Consider the following 22,728-nt stretch of genomic DNA (forward strand, 5'->3'; position numbering starts at 1 on the left):
TGGTGCGCAACCCCGTTGGGTTGTACGGCTTCGGCGGTGCCGCCGTGACGCCACCCCGTGCCGGTCGTTCACTTTTTGATGATCAAGACTACAGGAGATAGAGTCATGAAGATCCGTCCCCTCTACGATCGGATTGTCGTCAAGCGAATCGAACAGCAGCGCCAGACCGCCTCGGGCATCGTCATCCCCGACTCGGCGGCAGAGAAACCTGAGCAAGGCGAGGTCTTGGCCGTGGGTCAAGGAAAGCGGAGTAACGACGGCTCCGTTCATCCGCTCCAACTCAAGGTCGGTGATCGCGTGCTCTTTGGCAAATATGCTGGCCAGACCGTCAAAGTCGATGGCGAGGAGCTATTGGTGATGCGCGAAGAAGAAGTCTTCGCGGTACTCACCTCCCAAGACAGCGAAATGAAAAAAGCCGCTTGAGATCGCTTGAGTGTTGATTGAGGAGCTATGACATGAGTGCGAAAGACGTCAAGTTTCACGACCACGCCCGTGCCCGTATCGTCAAGGGTGTGAACATTCTGGCTGATGCCGTCAAGGTGACGCTAGGCCCGAAGGGCCGCAACGTGTTGCTCGAGCGCAGTTTTGGTGCGCCGGTGATTACAAAAGACGGTGTGTCCGTCGCCAAGGAAATCGAACTAAAAGACAAGTTCGAGAACATGGGTGCGCAGATCGTCAAACAGGTCGCCTCGAAAACGGCCGATGTCGCGGGTGACGGTACGACTACTGCCACGGTACTTGCACAGTCCATCGTGCAAGAAGGTATGAAGTACGTGGCTTCGGGAATGAACCCGATGGATCTGAAGCGAGGCATCGATCAGGCCGTCACTCGGGTAGTCGACGAACTGCGCAAGATGTCCAAGCCGATTTCGACGAGCAAGGAAACCGCGCAAGTCGCCACACTCTCTGCCAATGCGGACGAGGCGATCGGCAAGATCATCGCCGATGCGATGGACAAGGTGGGCCGCGAAGGCGTCATCACCGTGGAAGACGGCAAGTCGCTGGATAACGAACTGGATGTCGTCGAAGGCATGCAGTTCGACCGTGGCTATCTGAGCCCATACTTCATCACGGATCCGGACAAGCAGGTAGCGCAACTGGACGATCCGTTAGTGCTTCTGTATGACAAGAAAATCTCCAACGTGCGCGACCTGCTGCCCGTGCTCGAGAGCGCGGCCAAGGCGGGCAAGCCGCTGCTCATCATTGCCGAGGATGTCGAAGGCGAAGCGCTCGCCACGCTGGTGGTCAACGCGATGCGAGGAGTGCTGAAGGTTACCGCCGTGAAGGCTCCAGGCTTTGGTGATCGTCGCAAAGCCATGCTTGAGGACATCGCGATTCTCACTGGCGCGACGGTGATCTCGGAAGAGACCGGCAAGCAGCTCGATAAGGCTACCCTCGAGGATCTGGGTAGCGCCAAGCGCGTCGAGGTGCGCAAGGAAGACACCATCATCATCGGCGGCGCTGGCAAGCAAGAAGCGATCGATGCACGTGTCAAAGCGATTCGCAAACAGATCGAAGACGCGACCAGCGACTACGATCGCGAAAAGCTGCAAGAACGCGTGGCCAAGCTGGCCGGCGGCGTGGCGGTGATCAAGGTGGGAGCCGCCACCGAAGTCGAGATGAAAGAGAAGAAGGACCGCGTGGACGATGCGTTGCACGCCACGCGTGCGGCAGTCGAAGAGGGCATTGTGCCCGGCGGGGGCGTGGCACTGCTGCGCGCACGCGTTTCGATCGACAGCCTCAAGGGTGCCAACTCGGATCAGGACGCAGGCATTCGCATCGTCCAGCGCGCGTTGGAAGCGCCGCTGCGCACCATTGTTGCCAACGCGGGTGAAGAACCGTCGGTCGTCATTGCCAAAGTCCTCGAGGGCAAGGGCAATTACGGGTACAACGCAGCCACCGGCGACTATGGCGATCTCGTCGAAATCGGTGTGGTAGATCCGACCAAAGTCACGCGTACCGCATTGCAAAACGCCGCCTCCATCGCGGGTCTGATCTTGACGACGGACGCGACGGTGGCGCAAGCGCCCGAAGACACGAAGGCGCCCGCCGCAGCCGCCGAGGCGATGGACTTCTGACGCTGATGTACTGAAGGCCTAGGCTTTCGCTTCAGAGCACCGCGCCATCGCGCGGTGCTTTTTTATCGTCGCTATCTTGTGCCCGATGACTGTGAGCGGCGGGATTGTGCGTGGGTCAAGGTGTACTTCGGGGAGCTCTTCGGGTGGAATCAGAAAATGGTGTCATGAGACCTGTAGAATCCGTACGCAGTTAATTACATTTATTCTGTGCTTATAGGAGCTCGTATGAAATCCAGTTCTCAGCGTCGCCAGCTCGCTCGTCTGTCTTTGGTGGCGGGCTGTCTCGCCGCTGCCGGCGCGATGGCAGCCGATAGCGTACCGGCGATCATGCAGGTCCCGGCCGGCAACTATGTGGCCTGGCGGGCTTCAGCCGAAGGCACGGTCACTTACGTATGCCATCAGTCGTCCGATGTCCTCCCGCAGCTGGCTTGGACGATTGAGAGCGCGAAAGCGACCCTCAATGGTGACAATCAGCAAGGCCGTTACACGAGCCCGCCCGAGACCTGGCGCGCGGCTGATGGTTCTTGGCTCACCGGCATGAGCGTGGTCCGCGTAGACGACGGCGCCGGGCGCCTGGCCGATCAGCTGGTGATGGCGAATCCGTCGGGGGCGGCCGGGATGCTCTCGGGGGTGACATACATCCAACGTCTGGTGCAATCCGGCGGGGGCGCGCCCGACGGCGTCTGCGATAGCGCCACGCTGGGCAAGCAGGTGACGGTGCCCTATCAGGCGCTGTATGTGTTCTGGAAGCCCAATTAATTACTCGCCATTAAGTTTGCGCTAAGGCATGTTCGTTTGGGTCGCGCCCAGGATATGCCTTCATTGCATCGCAACATTATTGCGGGTTGTGCCTGTCGAGTGCGGAGTCCTCAACAGATTCATGGACGATGGCTTGCGTTAAGTCATTTGGATGGAAACTTTATCTTAAATAAAGTTTCAAATCCATATAAAATCGGGTTTGAACCCGGCCGATTAAGCCGTATCTTGCGATTGGCGGACGCCAATTGATTTATAGCTGATTTAGCGTGTGCCGGTTCTTGACTGATTAATGAATTGATACGGTTACCCCTGCCGTGTCGCTTGTCAACTCCAGGGGTTTAATCAGTAGCGGAGGTGTTTGTATGAAGAAAGTTATTTTTGCCGTTGCCGTAGCTGGCCTGGCCGCGTTCTCGGCCACCACTCACGCAGATACCAAGCAGCCCGTGCCCCTGTGGCTGTGCAGCGATTATCTGACCCTTGACGAATCGGTTCGTCCCACCGCATTGGGTTTTGCCGCCGCTGTGAACCACAACGGTGACGTTCAGAAAGCCGTGGTCGATGTCGAAGGCATCGCCAAGGTCCAGCCGCAACTGCTGACCTACTGCAAAGAGAACCCCAAGGTTGCTCTGCGTGATGCGCTGGTTGGCTCGGGCGTCGTGACCAAGAAGTAATTTGGTCACCAAGCTGCGTTAACCGCTGCCGACGGCAAAACCTGTGTGTTTTGCCGTCGATTTTCTATCTGGACCGGATTTTTGAACTCATCCTATGCCTCTGCACGCCAAAGACAGCATTCGCGCTGACGAGCTGGACGATATCTATGCCTCCACCGATCTGACGGTGGCCGTGCCGAAATATAAGTTCCCCGCAAAGGAGCAGGCACCGCGGCATGCGTATCAGGTTGTGCATGATGAGCTGATGCTGGACGGAAATTCGCGCCAGAATCTGGCCACGTTCTGCCAGACCTGGGTGGACGAAGAGGTCCACAAACTGATGGACGAGTCGATCGATAAGAATATGATCGACAAGGACGAATACCCGCAGACGGCGGAAATCGAAGCGCGCTGCGTGCACATGCTCGCGGATCTGTGGAATTCCCCGGAGGCGGCCAACACGCTGGGTTGCTCGACCACCGGGTCTTCCGAAGCGGCCATGTTGGGTGGCCTGGCTTTGAAATGGGCTTGGCGCAAAAAGCGTAAAGCCGCTGGTCTGCCGACCGATAAACCGAATCTGATTTGCGGGCCGGTACAAATTTGCTGGCATAAATTCGCGCGCTATTTCGACGTGGAATTGCGCGAGATACCGATGGAAGCGGGCCGGCTGATTATGTCGCCCGAAGAAGTCATAAAACGCGTCGACGAGAACACCATCGGCGTGGTGCCCACGCTCGGGGTGACGTTCACGTGCGAGTATGAGCCGGTCAAGGCCGTCAGCGATGCCTTGGATCAGCTACAGAAAGAAACGGGTCTGGATATCCCGATCCACGTCGATGGCGCCAGCGGCGGGTTTCTCGCGCCATTTTGCGCGCCGGATCTGCAATGGGATTTTCGCCTGCCGCGCGTGGTGTCGATTAATACGTCGGGCCACAAATTCGGTCTCGCACCGCTGGGCGTGGGCTGGGTGATCTGGCGCGATGCGGCGCACCTGCCCGAAGAGCTGATCTTTAACGTGAACTACCTGGGCGGCAACATGCCCACCTTTGCGCTGAATTTTTCGCGCCCAGGAGGTCAGATCGTGGCTCAGTACTATAACTTTCTGCGCTTAGGGCGCGACGGTTATTCCCGTATTCAGAACGCCTGCTATGACACGGCGCGCTATCTGGCGACCGAGATCGCCCGGCTTGGGCCATTTGAGGTTCTATACGATGGGGATCGCGAACAGGGCATCCCCGGCCTGTGCTGGAAGCTCAAGGACGGCGTCAATCCCGGCTTCAATCTTTATGACCTGGCCGACCGGCTACGCTCGCGTGGCTGGCAGGTGCCAGCGTATTCCATGCCGGCTAATCGCGAAGACCTTGTGATTCAACGCATCCTGGTGCGTCATGGCGTGTCGCGGGATTTGGCGTCCTTGCTGCTCGACGATTTCCGACGCTGCCTGGATTATTTCGCGTCGCATCCGGTGGCCGTACAGGGCGCGCAGGATGAGTCTGGCGGATTCATGCATTAAAGATGAGCGGTTTTGCTTTTTCGGCGTCGCAACGATGCCGTGGAGGCAGTTTTGGGGAGTGTTATGCGGTGGATAAACCATCGTCATCGCCAGGCGGTGCGAATGGGAACGGCGTTCGCGGCGATGCTGTTGCTAGCCGGATGCTCGGCTGCATTGCCACCGTATGTGGTGATCTTCGAATCGTATTTCCCTTCGTGGCTGATTTGCGCGGCTTTGGGTTGCGTGGCCGCATTGATCGCTCGGGTGGTTTTGGTGCGGCTGGGCGTGGATGAATTTCTGCCACTGCCGTTCGTGACTTATCTGGCGATCGCGGCCATCGTGATGTTCTTACTCTCCTTGTTGTTGTTCGCGCGCTGATATGCCAAAGGCTACTGACCATCAGGTTTCCCGGCGACGCGTCGCCATCGCGGTGATGTTGATCGTGGTTGTCGCGGCCGTTGCATTGGGATGGTTGTACTACGCCCGAATCAAGGCCTCGCCGTTGTCGGAAGACGCGGTGCTTACCGCGCGCGTTGCCCGTATTTCGGCCGCTGTGCCTGGACGCGTGAATCTCGTGGCGGTGCAGGAAAACAGCGCGGTGGCTAAAGGCGACTTGTTATTCACGTTGGATCCCGAGGTCTACCGTCTGCAGGTCGAGCAGGCCCGCGCGGCCTTGCAAGCGGCCGAGGCGACACTGGCCACGCGACGTCGTGGGATCTCCGCCGAAGGCTCGAATGTGGAAATCGCCGCACAACAAGTTCAACGCGCTCGCGTGAATTTGGCTCAGGCGACGCAAACCTTGGCGCGCTTGCAAAGCTTGCTACCCAAAGGCTATGTCACCGCGCAGCAGGTCGACGATGCCCGCACGTTGAAGCGAAATGCCGAAACCAGCCTTGAGGAAGCCCTCGCTCAACACGAAGCGGCCAAGGTGCTGGTTGGCACGGAAGAGGGCGCCATGGCGCTGGTGGCCGAGGCCCGTGCGCAACTGGCCATCGCCGAGCGTCAATTGCGCGAAACCGAAGTGCGCGCGCCCAATGATGGCCGTGTCGTGGGCTTGTCGGTCGCTGTCGGCGACTATATCTTGCCGGCACAGTCGGCATTCACGCTGATAGACACCACGCATTGGTATGCGAGCGCGGGCTTTCTCGAAACCGAGTTATCCGCGGTCCGGCCGGGCATGTGCGTGCAGGTCTATGTGGCCGAGGATCGGTCACGGATTCTGCGCGGTCGCGTGGACTCGATCGGCTGGGGCGTGTTGCCCGGCGACGAAATACCCATTCCGAGCAACTTGCCGTATGTGCCCAAGACCTTGAACTGGGTGCGTGTGGGGCAAAGGTTCCCGGTGCGCGTGCTGTTGGACGCGCCGCCTGCCGACCTGATGCGCATCGGTGCATCCGCGACCGTTATTGTTCAAACCGATGAAAAGTGCTGAGGCGCGGCGCCAGTTCATGCGGCTGTTGTGGCATGACCTGACGGATCCATTCCCCGGCAGGCTGGCGCAAACTTGGCGCATCGCGCTGGTGTGTGCGCTGACCACGATGGTGGCGGCTGTCTATCAGATTCCAGAGGCCGCACTGAGCTGCTACCTGGTGTTCTTCGTCATGAAGGCCGACGCCGCGGAAAGCTCGATCCTGGCCGTCGCGTTGACGGTGCTGGTGGGCATGATGCTGGTCATTCTTGTGCTGCTGACGCGATGGACCATCGATGTGCCGTCGATGCGCATTGTGGCTCTCGTGATTGCATCGTTAATCTTGCTGTATTTAGGGTCCGCGAGTCTGCTTGGTGAGCTTGGCGGCATCATCGCGCTGGTCATTGCGTTTGTATTGACCCTGTTGAGCATTGCGCCGACGGGCGAGCTCGCTACGCGAGGGATTCTCTATGCAGGCCTGATGGCGACCATGCCCATGGCCTGCGTTTTGATCGTGAACATGACGATGGGTCTCAAGCCCATCAGCTTGTTGCGCCAATGCGTGCAAGATCGCCTGCTTGCCTGCGCCGATCTCGCGCAGCACCCTGATCCGTCCGCGCGGGCACGCGTTGCCGAAGCGGTGTGGGAAGGCCAGGAGGAAGCGCTCAAACGTCTCAAGATGACCAAGATGCTGGCGCTGGGACGCAGCGCTGAACGCAGACGCCTGGCCCGTGCCTTGGTTGAAAGTTACCGGATCGCGCTGGCGGTGTTGGCCCTACCGACGAGCACGCCGCAGCCGAGCCGCGATGCCCTGGCCGCAGTGTTGCGTCAGGCAGGTGAATCGTTGGGGAGAGGCGAGGCCGTGGAAATCAGCGAGAGCTTGCCTCCAGGCATCGGCGGAGCCGAACAAACTATGTGGCGCGCGCTTCATGATCTTGCAGGCACGCCTGACGATTATCCCAGTGACGCGCCCGCCGAACCGTTCCTGCGCGCCGACGCCTTCACGAACCGCGAGCATGTACGCTATGCCGTCAAAACCACCGCGGCGGCGGTCATCTGCTATTTGATCTATACAGCTGTGCAGTGGCAGGGTATACACACGGCATTGATCACTTGCTATGTCGCTGCGCTGGGCTCCGTCGCTGAGACCGCGCATAAGCTGGTTTTGCGAATAACGGGTTGTCTCATCGGTGCGGCGCTCGGCATTGCCTCGATACTCTTCGTGATGCCGCACATCACCTCTGTGGGAGCCATCATGCTGTTGGTATTTCTCGGCACGTTCGGCGCGGCCTGGGTGTGGGTGGGCAATGAGCGTGCGTCTTATGCTGGCGTGCAAGTTGCACTGGCGTTTCTTTTGACCGTGCTGCAGGGATTCGGGCCCACTTTCGATATGGACACGGCACGCGACCGGATCGTCGGTGTGTTGCTGGGCAACTGCGTGCTTTATTTGGTGTTCACGCGCTTATGGCCTGTCAGCGCGGTCCGGCGCGCGTGGGAAAGTATTCACGATGCGATCGCCAACCTCGCGGCGCTGGCACGCAATACCAAACAAGCAGAAGGTAACCGTTCGCGCGATGTGCGTCTGGCCTATGTTTCGCGTGTCGCGAGCCATCTGGCCGACTGCAGGCGAGTCCTGGGTCTGGCGTACTTCGAGATGTCGGTGCGACGTGCAACGCAAGCGAAGCTATGGCGGGCCGTACGGGTGATGACGGCTCTGCGGCGGCTGACGACAAGGTTGGCGTCTGCTTCGGGTGACGCCAGCGGAGTCGCGCCGCGCCTGGAAAACGTGGCTGCCACCAATCAGAAGTCTGCGGCGCCCATCGAAGTCGACGAATCGAGTCGTAGCCAGACGACTGCGGCCTCGCGCAAGCCCGTTGCTCGCGCGGCTAACCTGTTAGAGGATGACATTCGTCACCTGGAGAAGCTGATTCATGAGCGCTGACATCATCCGCCATGTCCGACTGGTGGCAGCATCGGTGCTGGCCATAACGCTGGCGGCTTGCGCGACGGATTCCGAGTACGCACCCGCGTCTGCCCATCGTCCCTGGACGCCACCCTCTGTTTCGGCGCAATGGCGCGCGCTCGCCGTAGACGGTGCCTCGGCGTCATCTCCCCAGTTCAATGGCGGTGCCCAGCAACCCAAGCAAGATCAGGCCTATGACTTGCCCGCATTGATCGATATCGCGCAGTTCAACAACCCGCTGACCCGGGTCGCCTGGAGTCAGGCGCGTCAGGCTGCTTCGGGGATAGGGCTGACAGAGGCCGCCTATCTGCCCATGCTGTCGGCCAATGTGATGGGCGGCTATGTGTCCACGCGATGGCGTTTGCCCGAGGTGCTGGACGAGCGTTTAACGGTGCGATCATCGGCCAACGGCGTGGCGGCCGGTATCGGCTTGGAGTGGTTATTGTTCGATTTTGGCCAACGCGACGCCACGCACGAAGCGGCACGCAATCTGTCGATCGCCGCTAATTTCTCGTTTAACGCCGTGCATCAGCAGCTGGCTTATGAGGTGGCCAACGCCTACTACGCCTTCGGCGCGGCACGACAACGCAGTCGGATCGCCGTGCAGGCGCTGCGCAATAGCGAGGCGGTACTGGCAGCCGCCGAGGCGCGCAGGATAAGCGGGCTGGCCACCACGGTGGAGGTCGCGCAGGCTCGTCAACAGGTTGCGCAATCGCAGCTGCAGCGCGTCACCGCCGAAGGCGCACAACGCAATGCCTACCAGGTCTTGCTCGACAAACTTGGGCTGCCTTACGGCACCGTGTTGCAAGTCGCCGATAGCACCACAGCGCCTTTGCCCAGTGCCAGCGAGTTGCCTGCCGGCGCGGTGTTACAACGTGCGCTGGCTGATCGGCCCGATGTATTGGCCAGCGTTGCTTCCTTGAAAGCCGCTGAAAGTGGTGTGGATGCCGCGCGGGCGGCCTTCGCGCCCAAGGTCTTTCTCGCCGGCTTCGCGGTGGGCGGTAACGAAGAAGTCGCCCTGGGGCCCATCGCGGGTCTGGCGAACAACGGGTCGGCGCGAGCGATCTTCCTGGGCATGTCCATGCCAATTTATGACGGCGGCCTGCGCTCCGCGCGCCTGCATGATGCCCGCGAACGCGTAAACGCCGCGCGAGCCACGTTGGATAAGCTCCGCGCGGCGGCGATCAGTGAGATTGTCGTGGCCAACAACCTGCTGGAAAACGCCTTGGCGTCTTATGAGGCGGCAACCACGCTGGTGGAGACGGCGCGCATTACCTATGACGCGGCGTTCGACAGTTATAAGCAGGGTTTGGGCACCGTCACCGTCGCGACCGAGGCGGCGAATGGACTGTTGGCCGCTCGCAGCGCGCAGACGGACGCGCATGCCGCGGCGCTGTCAGCGGCCGCGGCGCTCGCCCTTGCATTAGGCAAGATCGATCAAGCATTTCCCCAGCAGAACACGCAGCGGCGTAAGGGCGTGCCGCGAAACTAGTTGGAAAGAATATGGAAACCTTTGCCGTTGTGATGGCGATGCTTGTCGCAGTCATGCTTAGCGGAATGATTGTGCGTGTCTTACCGATCCCGGTGCCCGCGCCATTCGTGCAGATCGCGCTTGGCTTCATCATCGCCGCAGTGTTTCAACGCGGCGTGCTGATGGAGCCGGAAATTTTCTTTCTGCTCTTTTTGCCTCCGCTGTTGTTTCTTGATGGGTGGCGGGTTTCCAAACGCTCGGTGCTAGGAGAGTCGTCACTGATTCTTCAGTTATCCATTGGCTTGGTCTTCCTAACTGTGGTGGGCGTGGGCTACCTGATTCATTGGATGATCCCTTCCGTACCGCTCGCGGTCGCTTTCGCCATCGCGGCCATTGTGTCGCCCACGGATCCCGTCGCGGTCGCGGCCATCAGCAAGCGCGTGCACATTCCGCATCGCATGATGGCCATACTGGAGGGAGAGTCCTTATTCAACGATGCCAGCGGGCTGGTCGCGTTTCGTTTCGCCGTGGCGGCTGCTGTCACGGGTGCGTTTTCGCTATGGCAGGCGACGGTGTCGTTTTTCTGGATGGCGCTGGCCGGTATCGCCATCGGGGTGGGTGCGACGGCGATTCTGTTGGTGCTCAAGGGCAAGTTCCGCCGCCGCTTCGGCGTGGAACCCGGCAGCGATATGCTGCTAAGCCTCATCATTCCATTTATCGTCTATTTCATCGCCGAGCATGCACGGGCCTCGGGCATTCTCGCGGCTGTCGCTGCCGGCATCACGATGAGTTATCTCGAAATGGCGGGCGGCCTGTCAGCGCAGGCACGTATTGAGCGTCAGACGGTGTGGACCACGGTACAGCTGACGCTTAACGGCGTGATGTTTGTGCTGTTGGGTGAGCAATTGCCCATCATTCTGGACAGGTTGGACGATGCCGCGCAGGAAAGCGGGCAGGACCATCTGTTCTGGCTGCCCGTTTATGCCGCGGCGATCTGGCTTGGCCTGATGCTGGTCAGGCTGATATGGGTAGCGCTGTCCATAAAAATCTCGGAGGCGGTGGCACGGCGGCGAGGTCTCGTGCCGCTCAAGGTCAGTCCACGGATGATCCTGGCGATGGCCATGGCGGGGGTGCGAGGCGCCGTGACGCTGGCCGGCGTCATGACGCTGCCTTTAGCCTTGCCGGACGGCTCTGCGTTTCCCTCGCGGGAGCTGGCTATTTGTCTGGCCACGTTCGTTTTGCTGATCTCGCTACTGATGGCGAACTTCAGTTTGCCCAAGCTCTTGGGCGGCGTAGGAGCCTCCGCGGATGACGGGACGCATGTGGATCAGACGCTGGCCCGGCAAGCTATGCTCGATGCGGCCTTGGAGTCCGTTGTGAAAACACGAGAACGGCTGACGTCGGACCATCCCGATAATGCCGAGCTCTATCTCAGCGCAGCCGAGCGGCTGTCGGAAGCGTTGCGTGACCGTGCCGACATCCATTTGAGCGAGCCCAGGGACGAGCAACGCGCGCATCAGCATAGCGTAGAGCGTCAAATGCGGTTGGAAGCCATCGCGGCCTCGCGACGCGCGATTTATCGCCTCGCGTTGCGGCATCGGATCTCCGATACCTTTGCGCGCGAGCAGGTGAAACTGCTGGATATGCAGGAAGCGCATCTGCGAGCGGAGGACTGATAACGACCTGGCCGGGAACTTTCGCGCAGGTAAAGGCATCCCGTGGCTAACCTGCTATAACAGTCCCTGTCTCAATCCGTTTTGATGTTGGGTGTATGTCGATTCACGTGGTTTGCCGTAGCAGTATTGCTTTGTGTCTGGTTGCGTTGATGGCGGGGTGTGGGGGCAAAAGCACCAGTCGGTTGTTCAGCGAATGCACCTGGAATCGCGACGCCTGCATGTACGAGGGGGCATATGAGCCGGGCGAGGAGGCCTACGCCGAGGAACAGGCCAAGCGACTGAACCGGTCGCAGATGCGATAGTTTTGTCCGCGTAGCCCCGAGTACCGCGCCAGTTGGGGTTATCCTAGCGAGTCTGTTGCCGACGCCGGCACCGGCTGCTTGCCTTCACTCGCATGAATTACCCCTCGCAATTTCGATCCTTTATTACCCTCGAAGAGGCGGGTCGCCTGCCGCCCGCGCAGACGCTGGTGCTGACGGTGAACAACCGCCTGGCGCGCCGCTTGACGCTCGACTTGGCCGCGCAGTTGCGGCGCGAACGGCAGGTCAGTGAATTGCCGCGCGTGCTGCCGCTGGCGGCATGGTTGGTGCAGGCGGCTGACGACCTCGCGTTTATTGCCGATACCCATTTGCCAGCCCATCGACTCGACGCGTTCGCGACGCAGATGGTATGGGTCGATGCCATTCGCGCAGAGGAGGGTGAGCGCGTGCTGCTCGATGTCGCGCAGGCCGCGTGTCTCGCGATGGACGCGGACGCCTTGTCCGATGAGTGGGCGATCGAGGTGCCCGCGGGCGCGGAAACCGACGAATATCGTGGATTCGCTCGCTGGCGCGCGCGTTACCGTCAGACCTTGCTGGCCCTGGATGCCGAAGACGCGAATCTGGGGTATTCCCGGGTCTTGCAGGCGTTGCAACAGCAGCAGGTGCCAGCACCGCAATACCTGATCCTGGCGGGTTTCACCGATGTGTCGCCGCGTTTTGCCGCGATGTTGGATGCGTTCCAGGAAGCAGGCGCCGATATCGCGTGGCTGCAGGAGAACGTTGCCGAGGCCACGTCCCCCACGCGTTATTGCGCCGAAGACAACGGCAGCGAATGGCGCGCCGCTGCCGCTTGGGCCGCACAAAAATTGCAGGCCGATCCGCATGGCCGCTACGCCATCGTTTCCGCGCAACTGCAAGCCGAGGCGCCGTTCGCCCGCCGTGTCGTGGGGCAAGCCCTGGCCGCCGGCGCTCATCCCTTTAACGTGGCGGTGGGCCGTCCGCTGACCGAATGGCCTGCCGTGCGCGCCGCGCTGGCGTGGCTGCAGGCGCTGGCCGATGTAGACCATGAGGGCGCGGCGGATGCCGCTGTGTTAGGTGCGGCGCTGCTGGCGGGGCATTGCGCGGGCGACGTCAGCGACGCGGCGAGGCTGGCGGCTATCGATGCGCGTTGGCGCCGGCTTGGTGTGGCGCGGATTGACGCGGCACATTGGCAACGGGATCTGGCCCGCGAGATGGGCACCATATCCGAGGCGAAGGGCACTGCAACGACGCCCAACGCGAGCCCAAATTCGGGCACGGCAATGTCGGCCGCCTGGCCGCGGGCCATGGAGATCTGGCGTCAGGCCGGAGCGCGCGCCACGTGCGACGCATGGATGCCGGTCATGCGCTCGGCTTTGTTGGCCCTGGGCTATCCCGGCGAACGCACGCTCGATAGCGTGGGCTATCAGGTCGTGGGTGCGTTGGGCGAGCTGTTTGGCCGTTTCGCCGCATTAGCGCCTGTCGCGGGGCGTCTGAACGGACGCGCGGCAGTGCAGTTGCTGCAACGCGCTGCCGAGGCCTCATCCTTCCAACCGCAGCGCGATCCCGCGGCGCGTCTCGATGTGCTGGGTCTGCTCGAAGCCGAAGGCGGTCATTGGGACGGCGTATGGATATTGGGCCTGACCGATGATGTCCTGCCCGCGACACCTCAGCCGAATCCCTTGCTGCCATTAGGCATCCTGCGTCAGGCCGGCGCGCCGCGCGCCACGCCGGAACGCGAGCGCCAGTGGGCCGAAACGCTTTATTCCGCGCTCTGCTGCTGCGCGCCAGAGCTCATCGTCAGCCACGCCCTGATGGATGGCGAACGCGAACTGCGGCCATCGCCGCTGATTGCGCAAGTCCCCTTGACCGACTGGCAATTGCCAGCGCGTGAGGCGAGTATTTCGTTGCCTCAGCAACTTCTTGACGATCACCATGGGCCTGCGTTGCCGCCACCGGCGATGCACGAGGGCGCGCGTCGCGCCGCGGGCGCCAAGGGTGGTTTGGATGTGCTGGACACCCAGGCGCGTAATCCATTATGGGCATTCGTACGCCATCGCCTGGGCGCACGCGCGCTGAACGATTACGCGGATTTTGCCAACCAAAGCGTGCGCGGGCAGTTTTTGCACCGCGCGCTCGAACTGGTGTGGCGCATGTTCACCAGCCAGGAAGAGCTGCATGAGGCCATGGCCCGTGGCCGGCTCGCGGAGTTGATTCATCAGGCAGTGGAAGAGGCAGCGCGCGTCGAGTTACAGAGCTACCCGTCGGGTTTGCGCGAGCTCGAGTGCGCTCGAGGCCGCGCGGTGCTGGCTGAGTGGTTCGAACTTGAAGCGCAACGCACGCCCTTTGTCGTCGATCAGGTGGAACACACGCATCACTGGTCACGCGGCCCGCTGGCGCTGGAGGTCCGTCTGGACCGCATGGACCGACTGCCCGACGGGCGCACTGTGATCGTTGACTATAAAACCGGCATGTCGCCGGGCAATCCGGAGTCCGACTGGGCACGCGTGCGGCCCGTGAATTTGCAGCTTCCGTTTTACGCGTCCGTGTTGTCTGGCGACACTCCGGATGCCGACGTGGCGGCTTTAGTGCTGGCACAGGTGCATGCCCGACAAGTCGCGGCGTGTGGATTAGCGGATGCCGACCTGGGCGTCGCGGGCGTAAAGACTGTCGGCGAAAGCAAAGCGTTCGAAGGTCAGAGCTGGGGCGACGTTTTGCAACGGTGGCGATCAGCGGTAGAAAGCCTGGCTGACGAGTATGCGACCGGGTACGCCGCCAATGTGGTTTATCGCCCCGATGATTTGAAATATTGTGACGCCATGCCTTTTCTGCGGCTTCATTTGGAAGACGAGGGGGACGAATAATGAGTGGTTCCGTTCGCCAGCCTTCCGATCACCTCGCCCGCGCCCGCGCGCTGAATCCCGCGGCCTCGTATCTCGTGCAGGCCCCGGCGGGTTCGGGCAAGACCGAACTTTTAACTGATCGCATTCTCGCGCTGTTAGCTACGGTCAATCGGCCCGAGGAGATCGTCGCCATCACCTTCACACGCAAGGCCGCGTCGGAGATGCATGCGCGCGTCTTGAGCAAACTGCGTGATGGCACTGGTCCCATGCCCGAGACCGAGCATGGTCAGCGCAGCTGGCAACTCGCGCGTGCCGCGCTGGCCCGCGATGCCGAATTAGGTTGGAAATTGCTGCAGCACCCAGCCCGGCTGTCGATTCGTACGATCGACTCGTTTTGCGCGGGTCTGGTTCGAGGGATGCCCTGGTTGTCGGAGTTGGGCGGCATGCCCTCCATCGCCGACGACGCTCAGGCCCACTACGAAGCCGCCGCCCGAGCCACGGTCGCGTTGGTCGACGAGTTCGATGCCGTGCGGACTTTGTTGGCTCACTTGGATGTCGACACCCAGGCCGCCGTTGAAGCCCTTGCCGCGATGCTGGGTCAACGTGATCAATGGCTCCCTTTGCTTGCACACGGCAGCGACCGCATGGCGCTGGAAGACGCGCTGGCCGAAGCCATCGGCGAGGACCTGCAAGCCTTGGCGCGCGCCATGCCGCTAGGCTGGCACGATGCCTTGTGCGGCTGCGCGCGCATGGCCGCCGCGACCTTGGATGAAGAGCATCCGAGCCACGCGCTGTCGGCCTTGCGTGATTGGTGCGATCCGTTGGAACCCACCGCTGAATGCCTCGACCAATGGAAGGCGGTACGTCACCTCTTGTTGACCTCTAGCGGGGGCTTGCGCAGCTCGCGCGGGGTGAATAAAAAACTCGGTTTCCCGCCGAAATGTGGCCATAAGGAACCCTTCACTCAGTGGCTGGACGCTGCCGATCCGGCAGCCTCGTGGATCTGGATGCTGGACGCAATCGACTCGGTGCCACCCGCCGAGTTCAGCGACGCGCAATGGGAAGTATTGAGCGCACAGTTGATGACGCTCAAGCTCGCGGTAGCGCAACTGCACCTGCGTTTCGCGGAAACGCGGGAAGTGGATTTCATCGAAATCGCCCAACGCGCTTCGCGGGCTTTGGGCTCCGCTGACGACCCCGGCGAACTGCTGCTCAAGCTCGATGCCTCGATACGCCATCTGCTGGTCGACGAATTCCAGGACACCAGTCTGACGCAGATCCATTTGCTGGCTACCCTCACCGCGGGCTGGCTGCCCGGCGACGGCAGGACGCTGTTTCTGGTGGGCGATCCCATGCAGTCGATCTATCGTTTCCGCAAGGCCGAGGTTGGACTCTTTTTGCAGGCCGCGCAGTACGGGATTGGCGAGATAGAACCGGAATTCCTGCAGCTGACGGATAACTTCCGCTCGCAGGCTGGCGTCGTCGAATGGGTGAATGCGACATTCCGCGACCTGCTGCCTAAACGCAACGATGCCGCGGCTGGTGCCATTGCCTATACCGCCTCGGCCGCGTTCAACGAAGCCTTGGCGGGCGATGCAGTGCGTTTTCATGGCGCATTCAGTAGCGTGAGCGCGAGCGCGGCTGATGAAGCGGCAGAAACCCTGACCGTAAAGTTGGTGAGGCAAGCGCTGCGAGACCGTGATCCGTCCAGCCGCCATCCGGTTGCTATTTTGGTGCGTGCCCGCGGGCATCTGGGCCAGTTAGTGCAGCGTCTGACCCAGGCGGGTATCGCATGCCGCGCGGTCGATCTCGTGCCATTGGGGCAGCGGCAAGTCGTCTCCGACCTCGTACAACTGGCGCGCGCGCTGGCCCATCCCGCGGATCGTCTGGCCTGGCTGTCTGTGCTGCGTGCGCCGTGGTGCGGACTGACATTGAATTCGTTGCACGCCTTATTCGGCCATGACTTGACCACGCCGATTCCCGCCTTGCTGGCCGACGCGCTGAGGTCTCGCGCCGAAGTCGCCGTGTCAAAGCCACTGCCAGCCGTGGGGCAGAGTCTTTCGCTCTTCGACGAGCCGGAGCCGGCGGTCGTGCCGACTGCATCCACGTCGGGAGCAGCAGAGACAGCGTCTACGTCCATGCCGTCGCCATCACAGGCATTCGATACCGCTGGCGGGTCATGCTTGGCACAACGCCTTTTACCGGCCGACGAATACGCCCGTCTCGTGCATGTCGCGGACATTCTGCTGGATACCTCAAACCTTAGTGGTGCGATGCCGCTGGCCGCATGGCTTGAATCTTTGTGGCGCAAGCTGGGCGGCGCAGCTTTGTACGCCAGCGCCACCGCCGCGGACGACGCGGAAAGCCTGTTTGCTTTGATCGAGCGCCTGGCCCCGCATGGCGCGCTCGATCCTGCAAAGCTGGACACGGCCTTGGCGCGCCTTTACGCCGCGCCAGATGGCAGCGACAGCGAGGCCGGCGTGGTCGAGATCATGACCATGCACAAATCCAAGGGCCTGCAATTCGATACGGTCATCCTGTACGGGCTGCACAAATCGCCGCGCGCGGACCGCGCTCCGCTGGTGAGCTTCGAGCAGACCGGCGAACGCGTGCTGTTCGGGCCGGTCAAACCGCGCGCCGACAAAGAGGCCGACCCGATATCACGCTACTTGAGCTTGCGTGAAAAGCGTCGCGCGTCCTATGAAACGGATCGTCTTCTCTACGTCGCCGCCACCCGCGCACGTCATCGTCTGCATTTGGTTGGCAATGTGGTGGTGGATCCTGCCACCGGTCAGCCCAAACCTCCGTCTGCACAGAGCCTGCTGGGACGCTTGTGGGATTGGCTGCCCCCCGACCAAAAAGCGCCGCCGCCGGGTTGGCAGGACGAAGTGGCCGAGGAGCAGAATGCCGCAACAAGCCGTGGCGGAGAGCCATTACGCCGCGTGTCGAACGATGCCATTGCACGATTGCGGGCGCAAAATCCATTGCGCGGCAGTCAAAGCGTTAGCTTTGGCCGACTCCCCTCACAGCAAGAGCAGGGAGCCGAACATCCCGCCTGGCAACTCGAAAACGCGCACGACGCCGCGATAGGCACGCTCGCCCACGCATGGTTGGCGCGCATCGGCCAAGACGGCATTGCCGCGTGGCCCGCCGAGACCTTGCGCGCCTATCTGCCCATCATGCAAAAGCAATTGACGCGAGCAGGTCTGCCCGCGGCCCTGGCGCCAGACGCTGCCCAATCGGTGTTAGACACGCTCTTGGCCACGCTCGATCACGACCGGGGCAGATGGCTACTCTCCCAATCCGCCGCCCGCCGGGAATGGCCGCTCATCGACGCGGCTGGCCGCGTCTCGGTCATCGACCTGGCCCTCAGTACCGAAGACGGCTGGTTAATCGTTGACTACAAGACCGCACGTCCGCGCCCGGACGAATCCGTCGCCGTTTTCGCCGCCCGCATGCGTCAACGTCATGCGGATCAGTTGCTACGTTACTGCGCTCAAGTCACCGCTTTGGACGCGCGGCCTGCCAGAGCTGTCCTATATTTTCCAAGAGCTGCGTTGTGGATCGATCTGACCGCTGATTAACCCGCTATCGTCGGGCGCTCGCCCGCCAGAGCGCGGGCAATTGCGTGTTTGGACGGGCGCATGGGCGTAGCGGGTCAGTGCGGGGGGCTACATAAAGAGAGCAAAACTGCTTGGGGCGAGCGCGCCGTGGCAGCGCTACTCGCCTGCACCTTGCATGTAGGCGTGGCCAGCTTAATATGCTGTGGGCAGTCGACGCGTAGTCTGCTCGAGCAGCCAGTGACCCAACCTTCGTCGGACGCGTTTATTTCCGTTGCACTTCTCCCCCAGAAACTTGGACAGGTAGCGCATCGTGCCCAACCGGTAGTAAAGACCGACACGCCGTTGCGAGAAAATCGCCCTGACAGTGCGCCGGCAACCAAAAATCAGTCGCCCGAGCCATCTGCATCCGATTTTCATTCGTCTGAAACACGCGCGACCGAAGTCCACACACGTAAACCGCCTGCACATGCTTCGCGTCGCCTGGAGACTATCCCGAAGCCATCACGAGGGATGAGTACAGGCGCCAAGGCCGACGTCGCGCCTCTATCCAAATACGCTTGGCAGCCGCCAGATTCCGAAATGCCCCAGGAGCCGCGCAAAAGGGCAGCGCCTGGCCCCCAGCTTTCTGCTAAACCACGCGTCGAACGATCCCCGCTCGCGCGGGAACTAGACAAAGCCGCGCGACCACCTTGTCGCGACGCACATGCACCCAAAGGGCTGCTCGCACTACCGTTCCTCCTTGCGGACTCCATTACAGACAGTGGGTGCAAGTGGTAGCAAAGTCAGCGGTAGTTCTGCCGAGCCGGCAATCCCGGCGCGTGGTTGGCCGACTAGCCACCCCCGCAAGCGGGCTTTCGCCCGCTCTGCTAGAATGCTGGTTGACGGGCCCCTTCGCATGGTTCGGCGGTGAACCTGGTCAGGTCGGGAACGAAGCAGCCATAGTCGTTTAGGATCAGTGCCGGAGTAAGGCTCGTCATCCGGTTTCCCCAGAGGGGCGCCGTAATCGGAACGAATTGCTAGCGTAGCTAGGCAGTTCGCGCCCTGGTTGCGGCGCCCCTTTGTATTTCCGGCGCGCGCGCCGCGCATAACTGGCTCTACAATCCGTCCATGACTTATCTGGTACTGGCCCGCAAGTGGCGACCGCGCTCGTTCGATACCCTGGTAGGCCAGGACCACGTTGTGCGGGCGCTGACTCACGCGCTCGACACGCAGCGGCTGCATCACGCCTGGCTGTTTACCGGTACGCGTGGGGTGGGCAAGACGACGCTCTCGCGTATCCTGGCGAAATCGCTCAATTGCGAAACGGGCATCACCTCGCACCCTTGCGGCAAATGCCGCGCCTGTACGGAAATCGATGCCGGACGGTTCGTCGATTATCTCGAGCTGGATGCGGCCTCGAACCGTGGTGTCGAGGAAATGACGCAACTGCTCGAACAAGCGGTCTACGCGCCCGGGGCAGGCCGGTACAAGGTCTACATGATCGACGAAGTCCACATGTTGACCGGCCATGCATTCAACGCCATGTTGAAAACGCTGGAAGAGCCGCCGCCGCATGTGAAATTCATACTCGCGACCACCGATCCGCAAAAGATCCCCGTCACGGTGTTGTCGCGCTGCCTGCAGTTCAATCTGAAACAGATGCCGCCTGACGCGATCGTCGGCCATCTGCAGACGGTGCTGCGCGAGGAAGCCATCTCCAACGAGCTGCCGGCGTTACGACTGATCGCGCAAGCAGCCAGCGGATCGATGCGCGATGCGCTGTCGTTGACCGATCAGGCGATCGCATACAGTGCCGGGAATCTCACCGAAGAAGCCGTTCGTGGCATGCTCGGCACCATCGATCAGCGCCATCTGGTGCGTTTGCTCGAATCGTTGGCTGCGGGCCAAGCGGCGGGCGTTTTGGCGGTGGCCGATGAGTTATCCACCCGGGGCTTGTCCTATTCGGGCGCGTTAGCGGATCTGGCGGTGCTGTTGTCCCGCGTGGCCATCGAACAACGCGTCCCCGGAGCGACGCCCGCGGACGATCCCGTGGCTGGCGATATCGTGCGCCTGGCTGGGGTATTGCATCCCGATGCTGTGCAATTGTTCTACTCCGTGGCCGTGCATAGCCGCAGCGAACTGTCCCTCGCGCCGGATGAGCACGCGGGATTCATCATGGCGTGCTTGCGGATGCTGGCCCTGAACAATCAGGCCGGACCGCAGACGGCTTTACAGGCGCCGGCCGCCGCGCCCGTTACGTCTTCCGCAACGCCGCAGGCGGCTGCGGCGGCGCAAACCACAGCGACGGAACCTCCTCCCGCGTCCGGGCAAGCGGCAGAGACTATTGCGTCTGATCATGCAGCCGGGGCGCCTGCGGTGGCAACGGATCAGCATAACGCGACGTCCACGGGCGGAGAAACGTCGGTATTGCCGGATCAAGCGGCCACGTCTGCGAGCGACTCGGATATCCCTCCTTGGGAAGATCTGCCAGAACCCCCTCGGGCGACTGCAACGTCGAGGGGATCGCAGACTGCTGCTCTGGCGGTGACGCCGGCGAAAGCGCAACCGCAAGCGAGATCGACCGTTTCGACTCCCCCAGCATCGGACGACAGTACCGCGCGTCCTGCTCAATCGGCCGCAAGTCCGTCACCGGCAACGCCCCCCGAGGGGTCAAATACCGTGGCGCCGCAGACAAAACCGCGTGCCGACGACCCGCCGTCCTGGGTCAACGAGGATATCCCCGATGACGCCATGGGCGGATACCTGCCCGATTCGGCTTACACCCCCGACGCTGAAGACGAGTTTGAAACCTTGGCCAGCGCGGGTCCCTCCGATATTGTGGCGCCGGCCTCGCGTGTACAGCCTTCGGCGCCACGGCGTAGTCGTCAGCCACGCACCAGTCTGCACAGCATGACCGCCGCCGACTGGCCCGCGCTCGCCGCAAAGTTGCCAGTCACGGGCTTAGCGGCCGAATTGGCGCGTCAAAGCGAATGGGCGGGCGTACAGGGCGATGCCGTGGTGTTACGCGTCGCCGTCAAAACCTTGGCCGAAAGCGAAAGCCGTGTCCGCCTTCAAACCGTCCTGTGCGAGCATTTCGGCCAAAGCCTGCGGCTCGAGGTTGAAGTCGGCGCTACCGGCGACGGCACGGCACATGCCGTGGCTCAGATTGAACGCGCCGAGCGCCAGCGCGCTGCGGAGCAAGCCGTGGCGGCCGATCCGTTTGTGATGGCCTTGCAATCCGACTTTGGCGGCAAGGTCAGTTCCGTACGGGCGATCCCGCCGGGCATGTCGCCTGGTTAATCGCCGGGCTAAGACGAATTCGATTTCCTGTTAAATTTTCACTCTTATTCCGAGGAAGTTTCCACCATGATGAAAGGACAATTGGCCGGTCTGATGCGCCAAGCGCAGCAGATGCAGGAAAACATGAAAAAGGCGCAAGAGGCCTTGGCGGAGATCATCGTCGAAGGCGCCTCCGGCGGTGGCTTGGTCAAGGTCTCCATGACCTGCCGTCACGACGTCAAGCGCGTGCAAATCGACCCCAGCCTGCTGGCCGACGATAAAGACATGCTCGAGGACTTAGTGGCTGCCGCGTTCAACGACGCGCTGCGCAAGGCCGAGTCCACGGCTCAGGAAAAGATGGCAGGCGTCACCGCCGGCATGCCCTTGCCGCCGGGAATGAAGCTGCCGTTCTGATCCGGGCATTGCCCCAGGGCTAGCCGTGTGACGGTCAGCCCATTACCTTTGTCGTCTCCGGTATCGCGATGGATTCCGAACTGCCTGAACCCGAGCCTCTGGTCTCGCTCATCGAGTCGCTGCGCCGTCTGCCAGGGGTAGGCGTGCGCTCGGCCCGACGGATGGCTTACCATCTGATGCAACATGATCTGCAGGGCGCCGACATGCTGAGCCGGGCGCTCTCCGCGGCGGTGCAGAACTTGCGCCACTGCGCGCGCTGCAATGGCTTCACGGAAGACACCATCTGTGCGACCTGTTCGAATCCCAAGCGCGATGCCTCGCTGCTGTGCATCGTCGAGACGCCGGCCGATCAAAATATGATCGAAGCCAGTCACGGTTATCGCGGGCTGTACTACGTGCTGATGGGGCGGGTCGCGCCGCTAGAGGGCATAGGGCCTAAAGAGCTGGATTTCGAACGCCTGATCAATCGCGCGACGGATGGGGTTGTGCAAGAGGTGATTCTCGCGACGAATTTCACCGCTGAGGGTGAGACGACGGCGCATTTCTTGGGCGACACCTTGGCGGATAAGGGGCTTAAGGTCACGCGTCTGGCGCGGGGGGTGCCTGCGGGGAGTGAGCTTGAGTACGTGGATGCGGGGACGATTGCTTGGGCGTTGATGGAGCGTAAGTCGGCTTAGGTTCGGTGGGGATTTTGCTGGCTGCTGAGTTGCGTTCTTTAGGCGCCGGAGGCGGGCGAGTAAAGGGGCAGCGGCCCTGTCGCAGCGGCTCGGCCGGGGGTGTCAGAAATTCCGTGTTTAAGGCGGGTTAAAAATCAAATGGAAGGACGGACGAAGCGATCCTCATAGAGGATAGCAAACTGGATCATGGCCTGTTTC

Annotated in this window: 15 protein-coding genes and 1 other RNA gene; all 16 read left to right on the forward strand. The window is 61.7% G+C overall.

Annotated elements, in window-relative coordinates:
- Positions 1-105 precede the first annotated feature (105 nt).
- The 16 genes from groES (at position 106) to recR (ending at position 22,530) form a co-directional block, all read left to right on the forward strand.
- Complete coding sequence (groES, locus tag GOQ25_RS10465) at positions 106-423, forward strand: co-chaperone GroES (protein ID WP_160350411.1); 318 nt, start codon at positions 106-108, stop codon at positions 421-423.
- Positions 424-455: 32 nt separating this feature from the next.
- Entirely contained in the window at positions 456-2,078 is a 1,623-nt protein-coding gene (gene groL, locus GOQ25_RS10470; RefSeq protein WP_160350412.1) for a chaperonin GroEL, read from the forward strand.
- Between the two features lie 225 nt (positions 2,079-2,303).
- On the forward strand, positions 2,304-2,837 hold the full coding sequence (locus GOQ25_RS10475) for a DUF3455 domain-containing protein (protein ID WP_160350413.1): 534 nt from the start codon (positions 2,304-2,306) through the stop codon (positions 2,835-2,837).
- A gap of 362 nt (positions 2,838-3,199) precedes the next feature.
- Positions 3,200-3,508 (forward strand): acid-activated periplasmic chaperone HdeA, encoded by a 309-nt coding sequence (gene hdeA / locus GOQ25_RS10480; protein ID WP_160350414.1) that lies wholly within the window; start codon positions 3,200-3,202, stop codon positions 3,506-3,508.
- 94 nt (positions 3,509-3,602) lie between these two features.
- Entirely contained in the window at positions 3,603-5,000 is a 1,398-nt protein-coding gene (locus GOQ25_RS10485; RefSeq protein ID WP_160350415.1) for a glutamate decarboxylase, read from the forward strand.
- Between the two features lie 63 nt (positions 5,001-5,063).
- Positions 5,064-5,357, forward strand: coding sequence for a YtcA family lipoprotein (locus GOQ25_RS10490; protein ID WP_236844548.1), 294 nt, complete (start codon positions 5,064-5,066; stop codon positions 5,355-5,357).
- A 1-nt stretch (position 5,358) separates the two neighbouring features.
- The gene (mdtN, locus tag GOQ25_RS10495) at positions 5,359-6,411 is read left to right on the forward strand and encodes a multidrug transporter subunit MdtN (RefSeq protein ID WP_160350416.1); all 1,053 of its coding nucleotides are present in this window, start codon (positions 5,359-5,361) and stop codon (positions 6,409-6,411) included.
- Complete coding sequence (locus GOQ25_RS10500; RefSeq protein ID WP_160350417.1) at positions 6,398-8,329, forward strand: FUSC family protein; 1,932 nt, start codon at positions 6,398-6,400, stop codon at positions 8,327-8,329. Before mdtN ends, GOQ25_RS10500 begins: the two co-directional genes overlap by 14 nt.
- Positions 8,319-9,842 carry a TolC family protein gene (locus GOQ25_RS10505; RefSeq protein WP_160350418.1) on the forward strand — a complete coding sequence of 508 codons (1,524 nt, stop codon included), beginning with the start codon at positions 8,319-8,321 and terminating at the stop codon, positions 9,840-9,842. Before GOQ25_RS10500 ends, GOQ25_RS10505 begins: the two co-directional genes overlap by 11 nt.
- 11 nt (positions 9,843-9,853) lie before the next feature.
- Positions 9,854-11,497, forward strand: coding sequence for a Na+/H+ antiporter (locus GOQ25_RS10510; RefSeq protein ID WP_160350419.1), 1,644 nt, complete (start codon positions 9,854-9,856; stop codon positions 11,495-11,497).
- A gap of 394 nt (positions 11,498-11,891) precedes the next feature.
- Entirely contained in the window at positions 11,892-14,639 is a 2,748-nt protein-coding gene (locus GOQ25_RS10515; RefSeq protein WP_160350420.1) for a PD-(D/E)XK nuclease family protein, read from the forward strand.
- Complete coding sequence (locus tag GOQ25_RS10520) at positions 14,639-18,202, forward strand: exodeoxyribonuclease V subunit beta (protein ID WP_160350421.1); 3,564 nt, start codon at positions 14,639-14,641, stop codon at positions 18,200-18,202. Before GOQ25_RS10515 ends, GOQ25_RS10520 begins: the two co-directional genes overlap by 1 nt.
- An 859-nt stretch (positions 18,203-19,061) precedes the next feature.
- Positions 19,062-19,159, forward strand: an RNA gene (ffs, locus tag GOQ25_RS10525) — signal recognition particle sRNA small type.
- A gap of 129 nt (positions 19,160-19,288) precedes the next feature.
- The gene (locus GOQ25_RS10530) at positions 19,289-21,460 is read left to right on the forward strand and encodes a DNA polymerase III subunit gamma/tau (RefSeq protein ID WP_160350422.1); all 2,172 of its coding nucleotides are present in this window, start codon (positions 19,289-19,291) and stop codon (positions 21,458-21,460) included.
- A gap of 66 nt (positions 21,461-21,526) precedes the next feature.
- On the forward strand, positions 21,527-21,853 hold the full coding sequence (locus GOQ25_RS10535) for a YbaB/EbfC family nucleoid-associated protein (RefSeq protein ID WP_160350423.1): 327 nt from the start codon (positions 21,527-21,529) through the stop codon (positions 21,851-21,853).
- A gap of 68 nt (positions 21,854-21,921) precedes the next feature.
- On the forward strand, positions 21,922-22,530 hold the full coding sequence (recR, locus tag GOQ25_RS10540; protein ID WP_160350424.1) for a recombination mediator RecR: 609 nt from the start codon (positions 21,922-21,924) through the stop codon (positions 22,528-22,530).
- Positions 22,531-22,728 lie beyond the last annotated feature (198 nt).

Source organism: Bordetella sp. 15P40C-2 (genome assembly GCF_009763235.1).
Taxonomy (GTDB): Bacteria; Pseudomonadota; Gammaproteobacteria; order Burkholderiales; family Burkholderiaceae_B; genus Bordetella_A.

Excerpts from the sequence above, each read along its gene's own strand:
- hdeA (WP_160350414.1), top strand. The coding sequence starts at position 3,200 with ATGAAGAAAGTTATTTTTGCCGTTGCCGTAGCTGGCCTGGCCGCGTTC.
- GOQ25_RS10505 (WP_160350418.1), top strand. The coding sequence starts at position 8,319 with ATGAGCGCTGACATCATCCGCCATGTCCGACTGGTGGCAGCATCGGTG.
- GOQ25_RS10530 (WP_160350422.1), top strand. The coding sequence starts at position 19,289 with ATGACTTATCTGGTACTGGCCCGCAAGTGGCGACCGCGCTCGTTCGAT.
- GOQ25_RS10510 (WP_160350419.1), top strand. The coding sequence starts at position 9,854 with ATGGAAACCTTTGCCGTTGTGATGGCGATGCTTGTCGCAGTCATGCTT.
- GOQ25_RS10535 (WP_160350423.1), top strand. The coding sequence starts at position 21,527 with ATGATGAAAGGACAATTGGCCGGTCTGATGCGCCAAGCGCAGCAGATG.
- recR (WP_160350424.1), top strand. The coding sequence starts at position 21,922 with ATGGATTCCGAACTGCCTGAACCCGAGCCTCTGGTCTCGCTCATCGAG.
- mdtN (WP_160350416.1), top strand. The coding sequence starts at position 5,359 with ATGCCAAAGGCTACTGACCATCAGGTTTCCCGGCGACGCGTCGCCATC.
- groL (WP_160350412.1), top strand. The coding sequence starts at position 456 with ATGAGTGCGAAAGACGTCAAGTTTCACGACCACGCCCGTGCCCGTATC.
- GOQ25_RS10475 (WP_160350413.1), top strand. The coding sequence starts at position 2,304 with ATGAAATCCAGTTCTCAGCGTCGCCAGCTCGCTCGTCTGTCTTTGGTG.
- GOQ25_RS10515 (WP_160350420.1), top strand. The coding sequence starts at position 11,892 with ATGAATTACCCCTCGCAATTTCGATCCTTTATTACCCTCGAAGAGGCG.
- GOQ25_RS10500 (WP_160350417.1), top strand. The coding sequence starts at position 6,398 with ATGAAAAGTGCTGAGGCGCGGCGCCAGTTCATGCGGCTGTTGTGGCAT.
- GOQ25_RS10485 (WP_160350415.1), top strand. The coding sequence starts at position 3,603 with ATGCCTCTGCACGCCAAAGACAGCATTCGCGCTGACGAGCTGGACGAT.
- groES (WP_160350411.1), top strand. The coding sequence starts at position 106 with ATGAAGATCCGTCCCCTCTACGATCGGATTGTCGTCAAGCGAATCGAA.
- GOQ25_RS10520 (WP_160350421.1), top strand. The coding sequence starts at position 14,639 with ATGAGTGGTTCCGTTCGCCAGCCTTCCGATCACCTCGCCCGCGCCCGC.
- GOQ25_RS10490 (WP_236844548.1), top strand. The coding sequence starts at position 5,064 with ATGCGGTGGATAAACCATCGTCATCGCCAGGCGGTGCGAATGGGAACG.